Source organism: Undibacterium sp. GW821-FHT11H02, from assembly GCF_058808015.1.
Genome location: NZ_JBXARG010000003.1, coordinates 160,647 through 179,727, shown reverse-complemented (window position 1 = coordinate 179,727; position 19,081 = coordinate 160,647). Strand labels below are relative to the sequence as shown.

Sequence of the window (19,081 nt, the reverse complement as noted above, 5' to 3'; positions counted from 1 at the left end):
GAAACCATAATATGAATCAAGAAAATTCTAAGTCGCATTTTGATCTGATCGTTATCGGCGCCGGCGCTGCAGGTATGATGTGCGCAGCAACGGCAGGACAACGGGGCAAGCGTGTTCTATTGATCGATCATGCGGCGAAATTGGCGGAAAAAATCCGCATCTCTGGTGGAGGTCGTTGTAACTTTACGAACTTACACGCAGGACCTCTAAACTTCCTTTCAGAGAATCCACATTTTTGTAAAAGTGCGTTGTCGCGCTATACGCCCCAAGATTTCTTAAGCTTGGTGAAGCGTTATAAGATTGGATTCCATGAAAAGCACAAAGGGCAGCTATTTTGTGACGATAGCGCGGAAGATATTATCCGTATGTTGAAATCGGAATGCGATCTGGGTAAGGTGCAGTGGCGCATGCCTTGCTCGGTGCACACTATCGTAAAAGCAGAACAAGGATTCGAAATCCAAACAGATCAAGGAGCGGTGTCTAGTAAGAATGTTGTGATCGCAACCGGCGGCCTGTCTATCCCTAAGATAGGTGCAAGTGACTTTTCTTTCCGTGTCGCCAAAGAATTTCAATTGAAAGTGGTAGAGCCAAGGCCTGCCTTGGTGCCACTGACGTTCGATGCGAATAACTGGGAGCCGTTTGTGCCTTTATCCGGCATCTCTTTAGAAGTCGATATAGAAACGGGCGAGAAAAAGAACAAGGCCGTATTTCGCGAAGATTTGTTATTTACCCATCGCGGACTATCTGGACCAGCTGTGTTGCAGATATCTAGCTTTTGGCAGCAGGGGCAGGCCATTCGGGTGAATTTATTGCCTGAAGTCGATGTGGCGCAGGATTTGATCGATGCGAAAAGCACCACGAAGAAAAATCTGGCAAATTATTTGGCTGGATTTCTGCCGGTACGCTTAGTTGACGGTTTATTGTTGGCCCACGGATTTGATGGAAGTTTGAGAATCGCGGATATGCAGGATAAGCGCCTTCGTCTTTTGGGTGAAAAACTTAACCGGTGGGAGTTGTTGCCGAATGGCTCTGAGGGATATCGTAAAGCTGAGGTCACGCGGGGCGGAGTAGATACGCGCGAATTGTCGCAACAAAGCATGATGGCCAATAAAGTGCCGGGCTTGTACTTTATCGGCGAAGCGGTTGACGTCACGGGCTGGCTCGGTGGTTTTAACTTTCAATGGGCATGGGCATCTGGCGTGGCGGCAGGAGCGGCAATCGAGTAATTTGCCGGGCTGTCGTAAAAAAGCCGCAATAGTAAATCGACTTTTTGCGTAAGTTTTCATCAGTTAACTTCCCTATTTGCAAATTTGCTGTTATTATTTCGGTCTTCCTATAAATTTTTAATTGGTTCGAACTTACATGACCACAATTCGCCTTAAAGAAAACGAGCCGTTCGAAGTCGCCATGCGTCGCTTCAAGCGCACCATCGAAAAGACCGGTCTGTTGACCGAATTGCGTGCTCGCGAGTTTTACGAAAAACCAACTGCAGAACGCAAGCGTCGTTTAGCTGCTGCTGTTAAACGTCACTACAAACGTATTCGTAGTCAGCAATTGCCTAAGAAAATGTATTAATCCTTTTTGGCATTGAGTCGGTTTTAAATCAACTTAATGCCTGATAGAGTTGATCAGTTTTAGGTTTGCATGCCCGCTCCGGTGTACCGCAGCGGGCTTTCTTATTTATATTGTTTAATTTGTTGTTTGCTTCTTCTTGAGTTTTATGGCCTGTGATGGCAATTGTAGTTTGCGCACTTGCCTCAATATTGATGAGAGGAAGTCAGATTTTTTAGAGGATATTATGAGCTTAAAAGAACAAATCACCGAAGATATGAAATCGGCAATGCGTGCCAAAGATACGGCTAAGCTTGGAGCTATCCGCTTGATTACTGCTGCGATGAAGCAAAAAGAAGTCGATGAGCGGATTGAGCTTAATGATGCCATGGTGTTAGCGATCATAGAAAAAATGATTAAACAGCGCAAAGATTCCATTACGCAATTTGAAGCGGGTGGTCGTCAAGATTTGGCGGATATCGAAAAGGCTGAGTTAGTCATCCTCGCTGCGTATATGCCTGCTGGATTAAGTGATGCTGAGATGCAAGCTGCGGTTAACGAAGCGGTTGCTGAAGTTGGTGCAACGGGGCCGCAAGATATGGGTAAATTGATGGCGGTTTTAAAACCAAAACTGGCCGGGCGCGCTGATATGACGGTGGTTTCGGCGCTGGTAAAAGCAGCTTTGGCGAAGTAATTTGCTTGCATTTTTATTTTTCTTGGCGAACTTGAGTTTGTTGCCAAATATTTGAACGCTGTCTCTGATCTATCATAACGCGGCTTCGGAGGTTTGTTCTTCTCGAAGCCGTATCTGTCTTATTGCATGGGATTTTTTACGTGATTCCTCAAAGCTTCATTCAGGATTTGCTGGCCCGCGTTGACATTGTTGATGTCGTGGGTAAGTACGTGCAATTAAAAAAAGGCGGCGCAAACTACATGGGTTTGTGTCCCTTCCATAACGAAAAATCTCCTAGTTTTACGGTGAGTCCGACTAAGCAGTTTTATCATTGCTTCGGGTGCGGTGCACATGGTACCTCTATCGGTTTCTTGATGGAGTATTCCGGCATGAGTTTTGTCGATGCTGTGAAAGACTTGGCGCTAAATAACGGCATGATAGTGCCCGAAGATGATAGGCTTTTACCTGCCCAGCGCGCTGAAGTGACTGCGAAAAGCCTGGCTTTGAGTGAGGTAATGACTAAAGCTTGCGACTACTATCGTCAGCAATTGCGTGGTGCGGATACGGCGATTCAATATTTGAAGCGGCGTGGCGTGACTGGTGAAATTGCGGCTCGATTCGGGCTGGGTTATGCGCCTGATGGCTGGGATAGTTTGCGCTCCGTATTCACGGAATATAACGCATCGGCCTTAGCTGAGTCCGGCATGGTTATTGATAAAAGTGATGACGAAGGTGCTCATCGCAAGCGTTATGATCGTTTTCGTGATCGCATCATGTTCCCAATTCGTAATACAAAAGGACAGGTAATCGGTTTTGGTGGACGTATTTTGGATCAAGGCGAGCCTAAATATTTGAATTCACCAGAAACACCGCTCTATCAAAAAGGCTTGGAGTTGTACGGTTTGTTTGAGGCGCGGCAGGCAATTCGTGAAGCGGGTTATGTTTTGGTCACTGAAGGTTATATGGATGTGGTGGCTTTGGCTCAACTCGGATTTCCGCAAGCTGTGGCAACTTTGGGAACGGCTTGTACGCCGACCCACGTGCAAAAATTATTAAGACAAACTGACCACGTGGTGTTCAGTTTCGATGGTGATAGCGCAGGACGTCGGGCGGCGAGACGGGCATTGGATGCCTGTTTGGCTCACGTGAATGATAATAAAATCATCAAATTCTTATTTCTGCCTGTCGAGCATGATCCTGATAGTTTCGTCCGTACTTTTGGCGCGGAAGCTTTCGCTGCGGAAGTACAAGGTGCAATGCCGCTGTCCCAGTTTTTTATTAAAGAGGTCAGCGGCGAGAATGATTTAAGCACAGCGGAAGGGCGTGCCAAGACTCAATTTGATGCAAAGCCTTTGCTGCAACAAATGGCGCCATCTGGATTGCGTCTGCAATTAGTGCGAAATCTGGCACAAATTACCCAGTCGACTGCGGCAGAAATTGAGGCCTTGTTTGAGTTGACCCAGCCGGTGGCGCGAGTCAAAATTGCACCACCTAAGAGCCGGCGTAGTGCACCTGTTGGTTTGGAGCGACAAGTTTTGCGGATTTTGGTCGCGCATCCTTCGCTAGCTGTCATGATGACTCCAGCGATGATGGATGATGCAGCGAAAATTGCACCGGATGGTGCTGAAATGTTAAGACAGTTAGTGTTAATTGCGCAGCCTATGGGTGATCAGGCAAATTTTGCGGCTTTGGCGGAAAATTTGCGGGCGAGTAGTTCAGATTTTGATCCCTTAATTGCTGAAATTGCTGAGCAAACGGAATCGGATATCGATGTTGTGGCTATGGAGTTGGCAGGTGCTTTGCGGCAAATACGAACCCAGGTACTCAAGTTGGAAATGGAGCAGCTGGCACAGCGTGGTTTGCGTGAGGCGCAAGATATAGCCAGATATAGGGAGATTATGCAGTTGCAGGAGGCTATCCGGCGTGAGGCTGAAGTGGAAGCGGCGGGACGTCCTGTAAACTGATCGGTGGATAAGGTGCTTGGCTGAGGCTTGGCTTAAATCTTGCTAAGAATTTGCCTTAAATTTAAGCAGTAAAATGATAGTTAGTTTGTGTAAAAAGCTAAAAAAATTGCTTCAGTGAAATGCGTAATCTATAAGCATTTGATTGAGTAAAAGAGAGGCAAGTGCTATAATTAAAGGCTTTCGATTCAAGGTCTTAGGTTGTTTTCATTCTTTGTTGCGGCCATCAAGGTTGTTCATAACAGGAATGTGTTGTTTAGGTGAGCGTAGGCTCCTCCGAGTAACCCAAAACACCGATGCAAAGACAAGTGTGGTTTGAATGAAGAAATGTCGCGCTGTCCCGCAGGGTATTACTGTCGGCGGTGCTTTGTTTTTTTATATGATTCAACTATTTTGTTTGTGTCGGTTGGTTTGATTCAATGGCTAGTGCAATGAAGAAACCCGCGAAAAAACTGACACCCGTAGTTACGAAGAGTTCCACTAAAACGATTGCCGCAAAAAAAACGGTATCGGCTCCAGCTAAGCCAAGTGCTAAGCCAGCTAGTAAAGTCACCAAATCTGCAAGCAATGCAGCCAGTGTGAAATCGTCCGCTAAGCCTGTGGCGAAAAAAATAAGCGCAAAAGTTCCTGCAAAACCAGTAGCAAAAGCACCAACAAAGGTCACAGCAAAAGTGGCGCCAAAGCCAGCTGCAACAACGCTTGCTACAGCAAAGATCACAGAAAAGTCTCAAGTGAAATCGGAAAAAGCGAGCACGGGTGCGGCTAAAGTCTCTGAGAAAAAAGTCCTTGCGAATGGCGTTAAACCGCCTAAAGTAGAACTAAAGCCTACAAAATTGGCTGAGAGCAAGATTTCAAGTAAAGATGTAAAATTGACGGTGAGTAAAAAGGAAGTTGAAGTGCCAAAAACACGTGCCACAAAAAATGAACCTAAAGCGGAACCGAAGTTGAGCAAGAGTGTCGAAAAGAATTCTGCAAAACAAGTTGAAACGCCGTCACCTGCAACAAAGAAAGCCTCTGTGATTACCAAAGCATCAAACGCAAGCACTAAAACTGAAAAAGCCGATCACGCTGAAGAAAAAACAGCGAAAAAGTCAGCTAAGGCCGCAGTGAAAACTGAAAAGGCACCTGAAGTGCAAGAGATTAAATCCGGGTCTGCGCCAACAGTGAGTCAAACCACAGATGCTGCTTTGTTGGCGAGCATTGATACCTCTGGCTATGTGTTGCCAGGTGTTAAAGTGCCTGGGCGTCGTGGCCGCAAACCAAAAGAATATCAGCCTGAGAATGAAGAGATGGCAGCACTTAACGCGGTAGAACGCGCTGAGATGAAAGCCCTCGACAAAGCTAAGGCTAAAGACCGAAAGGCGAAAGAAAAAGCTTTATTAAAGGATGCTTTCTCTGCAGATCCAGAAGCGACTGCAGAAGAATTAGAGCGTCGTCGCCAACGTCTTAAAACCTTGATTAAGATGGGTAAAGATCGTGGCTATCTGACTTTTGCAGAAATCAACGATCACTTACCGGAAAACGTTGTCGATCCAGAAGCGATTGAAGGCATTATCAGTACGTTCAATGACATGGGTGTTGCGGTCTACGAACAAGCGCCTGATGCAGAAGCCTTGCTGTTGTCGGATAACGTAGTCACAGTCGCGAGCGATGATGATGAAGTTGAAGCTGCTGCTGAAGCTGCATTGTCTACGGTCGATTCTGATTTCGGCCGCACCACAGATCCCGTGCGTATGTATATGCGCGAAATGGGCACGGTCGAATTGTTGACACGTGAAGGCGAGATCGTTATCGCCAAGAAGATCGAAGAAGGTCTTAAAGACATGATACAAGCGATTTCCGCTTGTCCAACTACAATCGCAGAAATTCTCGCCCAAGCAGAGCGCATCGCCAGTGATGAAATTAAAGTTGACGATATCGTCGATGGTTTAGTCGATCCTAATGCGGAAACTGAAGAAGAAAAAGCACCGATTGTTGTTGCCGAAAGTGACGAAGACGAAGAAGAGGAAGAAGACGAAGACGAGGAAGAAGAGGAAGAGGAAGATAGCGCCGCAGTCGCTGCGGGTATCTCAGCAGAACAGCTGGAACAGTTGAAGCGTGACTCACTCGCCAAATTCGCGATCATCTCCGAAAACTTTGACAAGATGCGTAAGGCTTTCGAAAAAGAAGGCTACAACTCTAAAAATTATATTAAAGCGCAAGAAGCGATTTCCAGTGAATTACTTGGTATTCGTTTCACGGCCAAAGTGGTTGAAAAACTGTGTGATACTTTGCGCGGCCAAGTAGATGAAGTACGCCATGTAGAAAAACAAATTTTGGATGTGGTGGTGAACCGCTGTGGTATGCCACGTTCCCATTTCATCAAAGTTTTCCCTGGCAATGAAACTAATTTGGCTTGGGTTGATGGTGAAGTAAATGCAGGACATTCTTACAGTGCGATCTTAGGTCGTAATGTGCCTAGCGTTCAGCAATTGCAGCAAAAACTAATCGACTTGCAAGCACGTGTGGTCTTGCCTTTGCCAGACTTACGCGGCATCAATAAAAAGATGTCTGCAGGTGAAATGAAAGCGCGCAAAGCGAAACGTGAAATGACCGAGGCGAACTTGCGTTTGGTGATCTCTATCGCAAAGAAATATACCAATCGTGGTTTGCAATTCTTGGATCTGATTCAAGAAGGTAATATCGGTTTGATGAAAGCGGTTGATAAGTTTGAATACCGTCGCGGCTATAAATTTTCAACGTATGCAACTTGGTGGATTCGTCAGGCGATTACGCGTTCTATAGCAGATCAGGCTCGTACGATTCGTATTCCTGTGCACATGATAGAAACGATCAATAAAATGAATCGTATTTCGCGTCAAATTTTGCAAGAAACTGGCGCAGAACCAGATCCAGCAACTTTGGCGATCAAGATGGAAATGCCAGAAGATAAAATCCGCAAGATCATGAAGATCGCGAAAGAACCGATCTCCATGGAAACGCCTATTGGTGATGATGATGATTCCCATTTGGGCGACTTCATCGAAGATAATCACACTCTAGCTCCGGCTGATGCTGCTTTGCACGCCTCTATGCGGAATGTGGTGAAAGATGTTTTAGATTCTTTAACACCGCGCGAAGCAAAAGTATTGCGCATGCGTTTTGGTGTAGAAATGTCGACTGATCATACTTTGGAAGAAGTGGGCAAACAATTTGACGTAACGCGCGAGCGCATTCGACAAATAGAGGCAAAAGCGTTGCGTAAGCTGCGCCACCCTTCACGCTCAGATAAGCTGAAGAGCTTCCTCGAAGGGAATTGATCAAACTCAATGTCGCGAGCGAGTAAGAAGCTTGTCCGTAATTGAATGTGATAAAACCGTACAATTGAAAGATTGTGCGGTTTTGTTTTTTTGTGTAGAGCTCGAATTAAACCTAAGCGCATTTGAATTGCTCGAAGAATCGCGCTTTTATAGTCTGTAAGCCTTGTGTCAATTGCGCCTAATGTAATACAATGAGCGCTCATTTTCTGGGGCGCGTTCGCGCTTTAGCAAATAGGGCCTCTAGCTCATGTTGGTTAGAGCAGCGGACTCATAATCCGTTGGTACCGTGTTCGACTCACGGGAGGCCCACCAATTTATCGATGTTGTTAATGCGATACCGTCTAATTTTTAATCAATAATTCTTCGATTCTGCTTCGAAAAGAAGATATCAACACGCATAGTGTTATAATGCGCGTCTATTGAAATACACCCACGCCTTTACTTTTGCTGACGCAACATCACGAATTTCCTCACTTGATGCCGTGTTAGACCCACGGGAGGCACACTATGCAAAACATGACCGATACCCCGTTACAGACAGCCGCTGAGCCAGTCGCTGATACCCTTCGTTTTGATTCCTTTGGTTTGGCACCAGAAATTTTACGTGCCTTAAATGATCAGGGCTATGTACATCCAACACCAATTCAAGCGCAGGCGATTCCTGTCGTCTTGCAAGGTCGTGACGTTATGGGAGCGGCACAAACCGGGACAGGTAAAACAGCGGGTTTTTCTCTGCCAATAATTCAGTTGTTGATGGCACATGCAAATAATAGTGCATCGCCTGCACGGCACCCTGTGCGCGCTTTGATTTTGACACCAACTCGTGAGTTGGCGGATCAGGTCGCGGAGAATGTGAAGGCTTATTCGCGTCATACTCATTTGCGTGCGACGGTGGTGTTTGGTGGCGTAGATATGGCACCGCAAACTGCGATTTTGCGTAACGGTGTTGAGATCGTGATCGCGACGCCTGGACGCTTGTTGGATCATGTGCAGCAAAAAACCGTGAATCTGTCGCAAACGCAAATCCTGATTATGGATGAAGCAGATCGCATGTTGGATATGGGATTTTTGCCGGACTTGCAGCGTATTATTAATCTGCTCCCAAAGCAACGTCAAAATTTGATGTTCTCCGCGACGTTTTCGCCAGAAATCAAAAAACTGTCAGCCAGTTTTTTAAATGACCCTGTGACGATAGAAGTGGCACGTAGCAATGCGACCGCTGAAAATGTGACACAAGTTTTATACAAAGTGGCAGAAGACGAAAAACGTGATGCAGTTGCATTTATTATTCGTGAGCGTGGTTTGAAGCAAGTCATCGTGTTTTCAAATACCAAGATTGGTGCTTCACGGGTCGCGGTGCATTTGGTTAAGCAAGGTATCAAAGCGACGGCAATTCACGGTGATAAATCACAACAAGAACGGATGGCGGCATTAGAGGCGTTTAAACGCGGTGAAGTAGAAATCTTGGTTGCTACGGATGTTGCTGCACGCGGTCTGGATATTTCCGAAATGCCTTGTGTGATTAACTTTGATTTGCCATACAACGCAGAAGATTATGTGCACCGTATTGGTCGCACGGGTCGTGCGGGAGCCAAGGGTGATGCAATTTCTTTACACACCGATAAAGACGAACGTTTGTTAATCGATATTGAGAAATTGATTAAACAGAAAATCGTGCGTTTGCAATTAGCCGGATTTATCGCAACCTCGCTACATACTGAGCGTAAAGTCGTTTCGTTTGCCGACCGCAGTGACAGGGGTGATCGTAATGAGCGTGGTAGTTCAAGTAAACAAGTTGATCGTCCGGCACGCAGTTATCAGGCGCCGCGTGAAAAAGTTGATCCATGGTTTTTGAAGCCTTATGAGCCTAGTGCCAGTCCAGCGCAGGTAACTGTTGCTTTAGGTGCTAAGGCGGATCCTGCGAAACCGCAAAAGAAAGCCGCTCTATTGGGTGGATTTGGAAAAATGTCGTAATTGAATTTGATTTACTGTTACCGATGAGGACGCTATTGCGTTGGTATTAGTAATCGTCGTTTAAGAAGAACCGGAAAACCTAGTTTGGTTGCCGGTTTTTTTATGTCTTTTTGATTAATTACTGTGTTCAACATTGAGATATTGTAGAGACCAGGCTAAGGTCGCATCTCGCCAAAAAGTGTTCAGGTCTTTGCTACAGGTCGACAATTGCAATCCGAGAAATTGCGCGGCAGGGAGCAAAGCGTCTTTTAATAAATCATTGTTGCCCTTATCAAATGCCAAAGCGCCGGTTTGCTTGGATAATTTTTCTCCGGCTTGATTGATGACCACAGGAACGTGTAAATAGCTGGGAGTTGGTAGTTGCAAAAGTTGTTGCAAATAGATTTGTCGGGCGCTGGAGTCTAATAAATCTGCGCCTCGCACAATGGCGTTAATTCCTTGTGCTGCATCATCTACCACGACCGCTAGTTGGTAAGCCCAAAAACCGTCGGCACGCTTTAAAACAAAATCTCCTACCTCACGACTAAGATCCTGGCTTTGCATACCTAACAGGCGATCATGAAATTGAAAGATGGCCGCATCGCCATCTGGTACCCGCAGGCGAAATGAGCGCGCAGCCTTGCCATTCTGTATGCCGGCACGGCAAGTGCCAGGATAGATTTGACTCTCCTCTAAACCTGCACGCAGACGTGAATCTGCAATTTCTTTACGTGAACAGCTACAGGCAAAAACCTGCGTGCTCAATTTGTCTAATGCTTGTTGATACAAAGTTGTGCGTTGACTTTGCCTGGTAATCTCGCCATTCCATTGCATGCCACAACGATGTAGCGAAGCGATGATGCTTGTATCTGCGCCAGGTACATTACGATCAAAGTCGAGATCTTCGATGCGTAATAGCCATTCTCCATGATGGGCTTTGGCATCCAGATAGCTTGCCATAGCTGCGACCAAAGAACCGAAATGCAGAGGGCCAGTAGGGGAGGGGGCAAAACGGCCGCGATAAGTGACTGGCATGCAAGTGAGTGATGACTATGGAATGAAAGGACCTAAGCAGTAAGTCTAACAAAGGTTTGCACGCGCTTTGCTTACTCGTACATTTAAATTTCTTGAATACAAAAAAAGGCAGCCATGAAGTTCATAGTCGCCTTTTTTTCAGTATTTATTACCTAGTTAGGCTAAAGCACTTATTCTGATGGCACTGTCTCTCTGCTCATTTTCTTGCAGTGAGGACAGGACTTCGCTTCAATATACCAAGGAGACAATTGTTCGCGTGGCGTAACAACAGCGCGGCAGGCAAAACATTGCTTGGTATCGGTTGCTTCGAGTTTTGGGTTCAAAGCGGTGCGGTAGTCAAACACAAAGCAGTCGCCATGGTAATGATCGCCACCGACTTCCTCAAAGTATTTCAAAATGCCGCCTTCAAGTTGATAGACGCTCTCGAAGCCGACGTTTTGCATATGAATCGCGGCCTTCTCACAGCGAATGCCACCGGTGCAGAAGGTGACCACGGTTTTATCGTTTAAGGCATCGCGGTTGGCTTCGATTACGGCGGGGAATTCTGTGAATTTACTAATCCTGTAATCAATCGTGTTATCAAAGCTACCGACATCGACTTCAAAATCATTGCGCGTATCAACCATGACGACTGCTTTGCCATTGTCATCATGGCCTTGATCCAACCAGCGTTTCAGCGTCTTTGCTTCGACAGACGGCGCACGTCCATCTTCCGGCTTAATCAAAGGCATACGCATGGTGATGATTTCAGGCTTAATTTTTACCAATAATTTAGTAAAAGGCTGATGGTCTGAGAAACTTTCTTTCGCGACGATATCGGCAAAACGAGCGTCACTGTGTAACCAGTCCATGTAGGCGTCAATTTCGTGGCGTAATCCGGCCAAAAACATATTGATGCCTTCAGGTGTCAAGAGTACGGTGCCTTTCAGATTTAATTCTTGGCATTTCGCAATAAATTCAGGTCGTTTTTCTGCTGTATCGCTAAATGTGATGAATTTGTAGGCAGAAATATTAACGTAAGGAGTGGTAGCAGATTGCATGAGAAACTTTAAGTGAAAAATTAATTAAGTCTTTGATTTTCCAGCATTATAAGATGAAAGTAGGCGCTTAGTCATGCATGCTTAGGTGGATGCTTACGATACTTTGCTGAAACCTTATAAAAAACGAGGGGTAGGTTGGTAAAGTAATCTTGCTAGTCAGTACTTTTATCTGAATGACATTTTTTCTGAGAACTATTTTTTTAAAAGCGACATAAAGGATGGGCAGGATCACTAGTTTCTCAGGTGTAAGTTCATTTTGATGGTAAAGTTAAAAACTTGACCTTCGGCAATAAAAATGTAGTGCAAAAAAATGAATTCAAATTCTACTCTTGATGATATCGCTGAAAAACCTGCTGGTTATGCAGGCTTGGAGTCGGGGGCGATTAAACACTATGAGTTGCGCGCTTGTTTGAAAGTCACGTCGTCGACGCAAGTGTTTGAAGCTTGGGATACGCAGTTGCACCGAACGGTTGTTATCAAACACATCAAATATGCTCATTTGTCTCCAACGGCACAACGGATGTTGCTTCAGCAATTGCGTTTGTCCGCCTCCTTAAAGCATCTCGCTTTTGTCAAAATACACGCTATCGACGAGGATGGAGATAGTTTGTTTATTGTGATGGAAATGGTGACCGGGCTTAATCTAAAAGACTGGGTGCAAGCTCACCGTGGTAATGAGCGCATGGCTCTAAGGCATATTGTGAGTTTGCTGGCAGCAATGCAGGAGGCGCATCTACTAGGCTTGGGGCAAAGTGAAATGAAGCCCACTGATTTAATCATCGATAGCTCGGGAAAGATTCGCATCTTGAACTTCGGCTTAGAGACGCATGCTGAGTTTCAAGCAGAGAATCAGTCAGGAACGAGCACCTCCACAGATCTAACTATCGCCGATAGCTGTATTGCGTATAGGGCGCCAGAAAGATTGAAAGGAAACGCTGTTACCCCGGCGACTCATGTATTTACTATCGGTAGTATCTGGTACGAAATGCTATGCGGAAATTTGCCTCATGCTGATTTGCAAGGTTTAGCCTTGATCGTGGCCTTAGTGCAGACTCCTTCGGATCAATGGCCTTGGCCGCCATCAGTTTCGCCTGAGTACAAGCGCCTCATATTGGCAATGACCGCACAAGAAGCTACGCTGCGATGTACAAATGGATATGTGATCGAGCAAATCAAATTATTGACTGCATCTGATCCCCTGTCTCAAAGTGCGGATTTGACGGAATTGATAGGGCTAGGTCAGCAATTAAACGCGCGTAAAGCCAAGCTTCGTTACTACCTGTTAGCGGGCATTATCGCTCTGTCGCTGGTCGGTGGCTTGAGCATATGGCAGTTGAATCCGAATTGGAATCAGATCACCAAGACACTTATGCCCTTCTCAGTGTCACAGCAACTTGAGTTGGGTATGCAGGCTTTATCCCAATATGACAAGCCCAAAATGTTGGATAAAGCGGCAACTCACTTCAATGCTGTGTTGCAACGCGATCCCGATAACGCGCGTGCGGTTGCCGGATTGTCTATCGTCTATGGGCACCATTTTCGAAGCAGCAATCGTGACGAAGTATGGCGCGAAAAAGCATTAGCAAGTGCGCAGCAAGCGATCAGTTTGAATCCTGATATTGGAGTTGTACAAACTGCCTATGCTCTGGCTTTAGATCCTCAACAAAATTTTGAAACCGCCATGAAGGCAGTTCGACGAGCTAAAGAACTTGAGCCGAATAGTTTGTTGGTGTGGCAAAGTGAATTAAGGATTTTGCTTTATGCGCGTCAATTTGCTGATGTAATTTTGATTGCGGATCAGGCATTAGAACTATTTCCAAACGATTGGTTAATTTTGAATCTTAAAGGCATTGTTTACTTGAACCAAGCCAAATACCAAATGGCGGAAAATATTTTTAGGTCCAGTGTCCAGCACCATCCTGAGGTAACGCTATCTTATAGCTCTTTGTCTATGGCTCTGGAGTCGCAGGGGCGTATCGAAGAGTCCCTGCAGGTCTTGCAGCAAGGCTTACAGATCCGACCTGATGTAAATCTGTATAAGAGAATTGGGCAAATCAAATTTAGTCAGGGCGACTATCAGGCGGCAGTCGATATTTTAAGAAGTGCGACGCTTAGTAGTCCGGGACAATTTGAAGTTTGGCATTCGTTCGCTGATGCCTTGATGCAGATTCCGGGAAAGGAGAACGAGGCACTATCAGCCTATCGCAAGACTCAAGAATTGCTGGAGATTGTGCATAAACGACGCCCAAATGATGGTTGGTTTGTGGCGACATTGGCGCTTGTCGAAGCGCGATTGAAAAACCTGAGTTATGCGCGAAAATTAATTCGTCGCTCACTGGAGTTGACCCCAAATAACCCTAATGTGTATGTGCTGGCAGCAAGTGTCTATGAATTAAATGGACAAAGAGCTGAAGCGCTCGCTGCGCTACAAACTGCACGTAAGTTAGGGTTTAGTGAGGCGCAGTTGCAAGCAGATCCCGTGTTCAAAGAATTACGAAAAGACCCGGCTTACTAGGTTCGCCCGAATCGTTGCTGGTGTTTGTCTATTTTGTTTGTCTCTGATTGAGATTAAACCGGCACAGAATCGCGCCGTAAATGAACAGTGAAAAAAGATTTTGAGGGCTGAGATCGCTCGCCATAGCTAACTCTTCATATCTAATGCTACAGTGAAAAATAGCTCTACGGTAATGAATCCAGTTTTCGCTGAGCTCGAATTAAGGCGCCGCTCACCCGCTGCATTTGCTTCGCCAGCACAAAAATAGACCTTACAGTTGATGCATGAAAAGTGATGAAATCACTTGTTGCCTCTACGTTCAAGTCAAGAAGTCGAATGTGAAAGCAAGCATTGAGCGTCGAGAGAAAAAGTTATTTGCAGGTTTTTACATGTCAAACTAAAAGGAGTTTATTTGTAAAAAACACAGTGAACATGTAAAGTAAGCTGGAAAAGCATGGAACGATCACTTTTGCTGTTAAAGTCGACTTAAGTCTAAAACTATAAAAAAATTGAATGAACTGCAGAAATAATGAGCTTAATGAATTCCGGTCATAGTCAAGTTGCACAAAACGAGGCAGGCGATAAAGTGATCTTGGGCGTATTTAAGCACTATGAGCTGCGATCACTTCTAAGTACGACCACACATACTCAGGTGTATGAAGCTTGGGATACACAATTGCATCGTGTGGTCGCCATCAAGCAGGTACTACAAACCGATCAATCCGCAGAATCAATCGCAGCACAAGAGCAACTATTAAAAGAAGCACGTCTGGCTGCAGGATTGACGCATTCTGCTTTCGTAAAAATCCATGCACTTGAAGAGGAACAAGACAGCTTATTCATCGTGATGGAATTGGTGGCAGGGACAAGCTTGAAGGATTGGATAGCCGAACATCATGGCAAAGACCGCTTGGCTCTTGGACAGGTATTGCAAATTGCTAATGCAATGCAGGAAGCCCATGCTACTGGATTAATGCATGGTGATATGAAGCCGTCCAATTTGCTTGTGGATAGTTCTGGAAAAATTCGCATCCTCAACTTTGGATTAGCGAGTCATCAAGAGAAAGCCAGATCTGAATTGCCGGATTTTACGGATCCGAATACGAGTATTCCTTACATGGCACCAGAGCGATTTACACAAGCCCATGCGAGCACGGCCGGTGATATTTTTGCATTAGGGACGATTTGGTATGAAATGCTTACAGGGGTATTGCCGCATGCAAAGTTGCAGGGATTAGCCTTGGTAGCAGCGCAAGTGCAAATAAGCTCGGAACAATGGACATGGCCTAAATCAATTGCTGCTAGCCAGAAACAATTGATACTTGACATGACGGCGCGAGCAGTGGAAAAACGGCCTACGAGTGCGCAGCTCGTGGCCGAAATTAAATTATTGACGGCAAATGATCCACTTTCAAATAGTTCCGCCTCTTTGGGTTTGAGCACATTGCTCGAAGAAATTGCAAAGAAAAATCAAAAGAAGCGTAGGAATAGGGTAGTACTGTGCGTTCTGCTGTTTGGCCTCTTTGGCATTGCAGCTTGGCAGGCAAAGCCTTCCTGGCCGAGGATAGTAAAAGCACTTAAGCCCTATTCCGAATCTAGAGAAGTAGAGCAAGGGGCTGAATATTTAGTTCAATACACCATCAATAGATCGAATGACACGCTCGACGCAGCGAGCGCTCATTTTACGACAGTGTTGGAGCGCAACCCTGAACAAGCCAAGGCGGTAGCTTGCATGTCATTGATTTATCTGTTTCGTTATAACGCAGAAAAAAGAGATGAAATTTGGCTGCAAAAAGCGAAAGCAAGTGCACAGCAAGCACTGAAAATTGATCGTAATTTGTCATGGTCACAAATTGCGGATGCGCAGATATTGATTCATCATAATAAGTTACCGCAAGCACTAGAAGCAGTGGAGAAAGCACTTTTTCTAGAGGCGAAAAATGTCGTTGCCTGGCAAACGAAAATGACGGTCTTATTATTGCAAAAGCGTTTTGAGGACGCGATACAGTGGGCAGATCGTGGTGCGCAAGAATTTCCTAGAGATCGCTTTCTATTGGAATTAAAGGCGGCGATTCAGAATCAACAGGAAAACTATGTTGGCGCCGAGCAGACTATACGTCAAGCTTTGCTGAGACAGCCGGACTCGTCAAATGCTTACGCTATTTTGGCTGCGGCGCTACAGGGTCAAGAGCGTATTTCCGATGCATTGCAGGCATTGCAGCAAGGCTTGCAAATCCGTCCGTCAGCGATGCAGTATTCGATGATGGGAGGAATAAAATTACGACAAGGTGAATACGGCGCCGCAGCAGCGGCATTCAAGAATGCCGTATCACCGAATCAGGGTGTTTCAGGGAGCTATTTGCGTTGGATGCAATATGCGGAAGCATTGATGTGGACCAGCGACGGCCATGATGAAGGGATGAAGGCCTATCAAAAAGCGAAAGACCTTTTAGAGCTGCGCCTTAATCGTGCGCCAGACGATGCCAATTTATTGATGCATATGGGACAGATTGTGTTGAGACAGGGTGATCATAGTGCTGGTCTTAACTATACCAAACAAGCTTTGGAAATCTCACCAGATAGTGGTGAAGTCTTGGTCGGTGCCGCAATTAATTACGCCTTAATAGGGGATAAAAACAAGGCCTTACAGTTGATAGCGCAAGCGAAAAAACACAGAATTGAGTCGAGTTTGTTCTCGCATCCCATTCTGACTTCATTAAAAAGCGAAGTACACGCTAGGGTTGAGGGAAAGTAGGCGGCGTGGTCTGACCTTACGAGCGAATGGAAATGGCATACTAATTGCTATCTTCGCATCAATACAATTTTTTGAACAGGATACTCGAGGAAATGGCTACGCTTAATCATTCTAAGATTCGTTTTATTGGTTATGCTGTTTCAACTTTTCCCGCTCATCTCGGTGATGGATATGGGGGCGGCACCTACCTTGGCAATTCAGATATGGCGGTCGATATAGCATCGCGAATTGCCATTTTGAAGAATGCGGTTGATACCGCGCAAGCCCAGTTACCTGCCGATCAAAATGACGATGTGGTCACCAATGTTTTTATGGCGCCTGAGTTCTTTTTCCATGGGCCACAAGGGCCATACATTTATCCTAGTGCTGATAAGGACCCGATTGCCGAAATATTAGATGCGTTGCTAGCGACCTTTAATGCCACTGCATACCCAAATTGGACATTCGTATTTGGTACTGTGTTGACTGCTCAGATTGCCAATCCGGAGAAATTGTTTCTTTCTGAAAGCGTGAAAGCACGTAACGAAGTCGTAAAATTCTTAGTCGCGCAGGAGAAGAAATCGGCGAGTGGCATTGCCTTGGTCGTGTCGAATACACTAAAAAGTTTTATTCGCGATTGTCAAAATTATCCCGATGTGATTGTTCGTGACAGAGCACTGATCGTGAGCAATATTCCGCTCGACTCACCCACTAAGTCATTACAAACGAGGCAGATGACTACCGAAAAATATTTCATTTCGGGCGAAGATTTTGTTTTGTTTGATACCGAAGGTAAGCATAATGTCGTCACCGAACAGATGGTGGCATATCGCCATATAGATTTGTCGAATGGCGATTTGAAACAACGTCCTGATGATTCGTATGCGATTTTTAGGCAAAATTATGGCGCCAATAATTTTCCGAATCATGTCGATTTTGGTGTGGAAATCTGCCTCGATCATGATGATGAACGATTGCGTTTAAATTTAGGTCAAGAGCCCTTTCCTGAGCCAGATGATGCCGTGCATGTACAGTTAATTCCTTCCTGTGGATCAGCGATCGCAGGGCCTAGCGTAGTCACCGACATGTTTGGTTTTGTCTTCAATTGTGATGGGCAGTACCCGTTAGATGGGACGCATGATCAAGTTCAGCAAGGTAGTGTGGGTGGCGTGCAAAGTGTCTATGTAAATTACAATCCCGACCCGTCAGGCGCTTATAATTATCATTCAGCACACACACAGTTAGCGCGCGTACAAAATCCAGCCCTAGGCAATAATCCAAATCTCAATTCCGCCAGTTTTCTTACTTTGGAAACGGGCGATATAGCGAGTGTCGCCGTGCCAGAACCCAAATTGGCCGTAGGTACATTTAGTGATTATTTTGCGGGAGGATATGGTGCTGTACATATATATGGTTTGAGTCAAGCTTACGTGTTGTATCCAAATACAGATACAGATGCGGTCAGTTGATAAATGGGGTAAGGTAAAAAAAATTGGAGAACTTGGCATGTTGTTTGCTTTTGACTTTAAGTCGGCATTCTGAGATTATTTTTCTTATCGATACTTTGGTCATTTAGACGCAGTAAGGCTAAGATTCAATAAATTTCAGGTATTCGGGTCAATGTTTGTGTAAGTCACTTTGCCAAGCAAAAGATTGATTTAATTCCTATCACTAGTATTTTACAGTTCGTACAACGGAGATCAAATTATGACAACGCAAGATTCAGGTAGTAATACGAAAAACGCTCCACCGACCGCCGACACGACGCCACAATGTTGTAATCAGCAAAGCACGCTCGCTGTGCCGCCGACAGCCGATACCACGCCACAATGCTGTGGCAATAATAGTTTGCATGCGACGGCACAAATGCCGCCCACTGCCGATACCACGCCACAATGTTGCGGGAACAATGTGGTGCACGCAACAGCGCAATCTGCACCCACAGCCGATACCACACCACAATGTTGCGGGAACAATGTGGTGCACGCAACAGCACAAACAGCACCAACCGCCGACACGACGCCACAATGTTGCGGCAATACTAGCGTGCACGCGACTGCACAATTGCCTCCGACCGCAGACACCACACCTCAATGTTGCAATCAACAAGCGGTGCATCCAACGCCGAAATCGATGCCAACTGCCGATACAACGCCACAGTGTTGTGACTAAATAGTCCTCGCCATTGGGTGGATGTTTTGAATTTTAGTGAGTATTCAGAACTAGGTATTGATCATTTGTATAGTTATAAATTGCAAGGCACTTTTACTAAGTGTCTTGCAATTGTTTTGTTCGTTTTGATATAGCGGACGTAGCAATGCTTTTCGTTCTGAAAGTCCTC

General features: G+C 45.5%; 12 protein-coding genes and 1 tRNA gene. 11 read left to right on the top strand and 2 right to left on the bottom strand.

What is annotated here, in order from left to right:
* Positions 1-11 precede the first annotated feature (11 nt).
* The 7 genes from AC1RR2_RS04705 (at position 12) to AC1RR2_RS04675 (ending at position 9,458) form a co-directional block, all read left to right on the top strand.
* Positions 12-1,226 (top strand): BaiN/RdsA family NAD(P)/FAD-dependent oxidoreductase, encoded by a 1,215-nt coding sequence (locus AC1RR2_RS04705; protein ID WP_493221138.1) that lies wholly within the window; start codon positions 12-14, stop codon positions 1,224-1,226.
* 136 nt (positions 1,227-1,362) lie between these two features.
* Positions 1,363-1,575 carry a 30S ribosomal protein S21 gene (rpsU, locus tag AC1RR2_RS04700; RefSeq protein WP_186891961.1) on the top strand — a complete coding sequence of 71 codons (213 nt, stop codon included), beginning with the start codon at positions 1,363-1,365 and terminating at the stop codon, positions 1,573-1,575.
* A 223-nt stretch (positions 1,576-1,798) separates the two neighbouring features.
* A complete protein-coding gene (locus AC1RR2_RS04695) occupies positions 1,799-2,245 on the top strand; it encodes a GatB/YqeY domain-containing protein (RefSeq protein WP_493221137.1) in 447 nt (148 codons plus the stop codon).
* A gap of 140 nt (positions 2,246-2,385) precedes the next feature.
* Positions 2,386-4,188: a DNA primase gene (gene dnaG / locus AC1RR2_RS04690; RefSeq protein ID WP_493221136.1), complete on the top strand. Its 1,803-nt coding sequence runs from the start codon at positions 2,386-2,388 to the stop codon at positions 4,186-4,188.
* 1,103 nt (positions 4,189-5,291) lie between these two features.
* Positions 5,292-7,484, top strand: coding sequence for an RNA polymerase sigma factor RpoD (gene rpoD / locus AC1RR2_RS04685; RefSeq protein ID WP_493221242.1), 2,193 nt, complete (start codon positions 5,292-5,294; stop codon positions 7,482-7,484).
* Between the two features lie 234 nt (positions 7,485-7,718).
* A tRNA-Ile gene (locus AC1RR2_RS04680) sits at positions 7,719-7,796 on the top strand.
* Between the two features lie 204 nt (positions 7,797-8,000).
* Complete coding sequence (locus AC1RR2_RS04675) at positions 8,001-9,458, top strand: DEAD/DEAH box helicase (RefSeq protein ID WP_493221241.1); 1,458 nt, start codon at positions 8,001-8,003, stop codon at positions 9,456-9,458.
* 114 nt (positions 9,459-9,572) lie between these two features.
* Here AC1RR2_RS04675 and gluQRS read toward each other — a convergent pair whose 3' ends face one another.
* Complete coding sequence (gluQRS, locus tag AC1RR2_RS04670) at positions 9,573-10,472, bottom strand: tRNA glutamyl-Q(34) synthetase GluQRS (RefSeq protein WP_493221135.1); 900 nt, start codon at positions 10,470-10,472, stop codon at positions 9,573-9,575.
* Positions 10,473-10,642: 170 nt separating this feature from the next.
* The gene (locus AC1RR2_RS04665; protein ID WP_493221134.1) at positions 10,643-11,512 is read right to left on the bottom strand and encodes a sulfurtransferase; all 870 of its coding nucleotides are present in this window, start codon (positions 11,510-11,512) and stop codon (positions 10,643-10,645) included.
* 310 nt (positions 11,513-11,822) lie between these two features.
* Between AC1RR2_RS04665 and AC1RR2_RS04660 the strand changes: the two genes are divergently transcribed.
* The 4 genes from AC1RR2_RS04660 (at position 11,823) to AC1RR2_RS04645 (ending at position 18,912) form a co-directional block, all read left to right on the top strand.
* On the top strand, positions 11,823-14,027 hold the full coding sequence (locus AC1RR2_RS04660; protein WP_493221133.1) for a protein kinase domain-containing protein: 2,205 nt from the start codon (positions 11,823-11,825) through the stop codon (positions 14,025-14,027).
* 508 nt (positions 14,028-14,535) lie between these two features.
* Positions 14,536-16,761, top strand: coding sequence for a protein kinase domain-containing protein (locus tag AC1RR2_RS04655; protein ID WP_493221132.1), 2,226 nt, complete (start codon positions 14,536-14,538; stop codon positions 16,759-16,761).
* Positions 16,762-16,853: 92 nt separating this feature from the next.
* Entirely contained in the window at positions 16,854-18,209 is a 1,356-nt protein-coding gene (locus AC1RR2_RS04650) for a hypothetical protein (protein ID WP_493221131.1), read from the top strand.
* A 238-nt stretch (positions 18,210-18,447) separates the two neighbouring features.
* The gene (locus tag AC1RR2_RS04645) at positions 18,448-18,912 is read left to right on the top strand and encodes a hypothetical protein (protein WP_493221130.1); all 465 of its coding nucleotides are present in this window, start codon (positions 18,448-18,450) and stop codon (positions 18,910-18,912) included.
* Positions 18,913-19,081 lie beyond the last annotated feature (169 nt).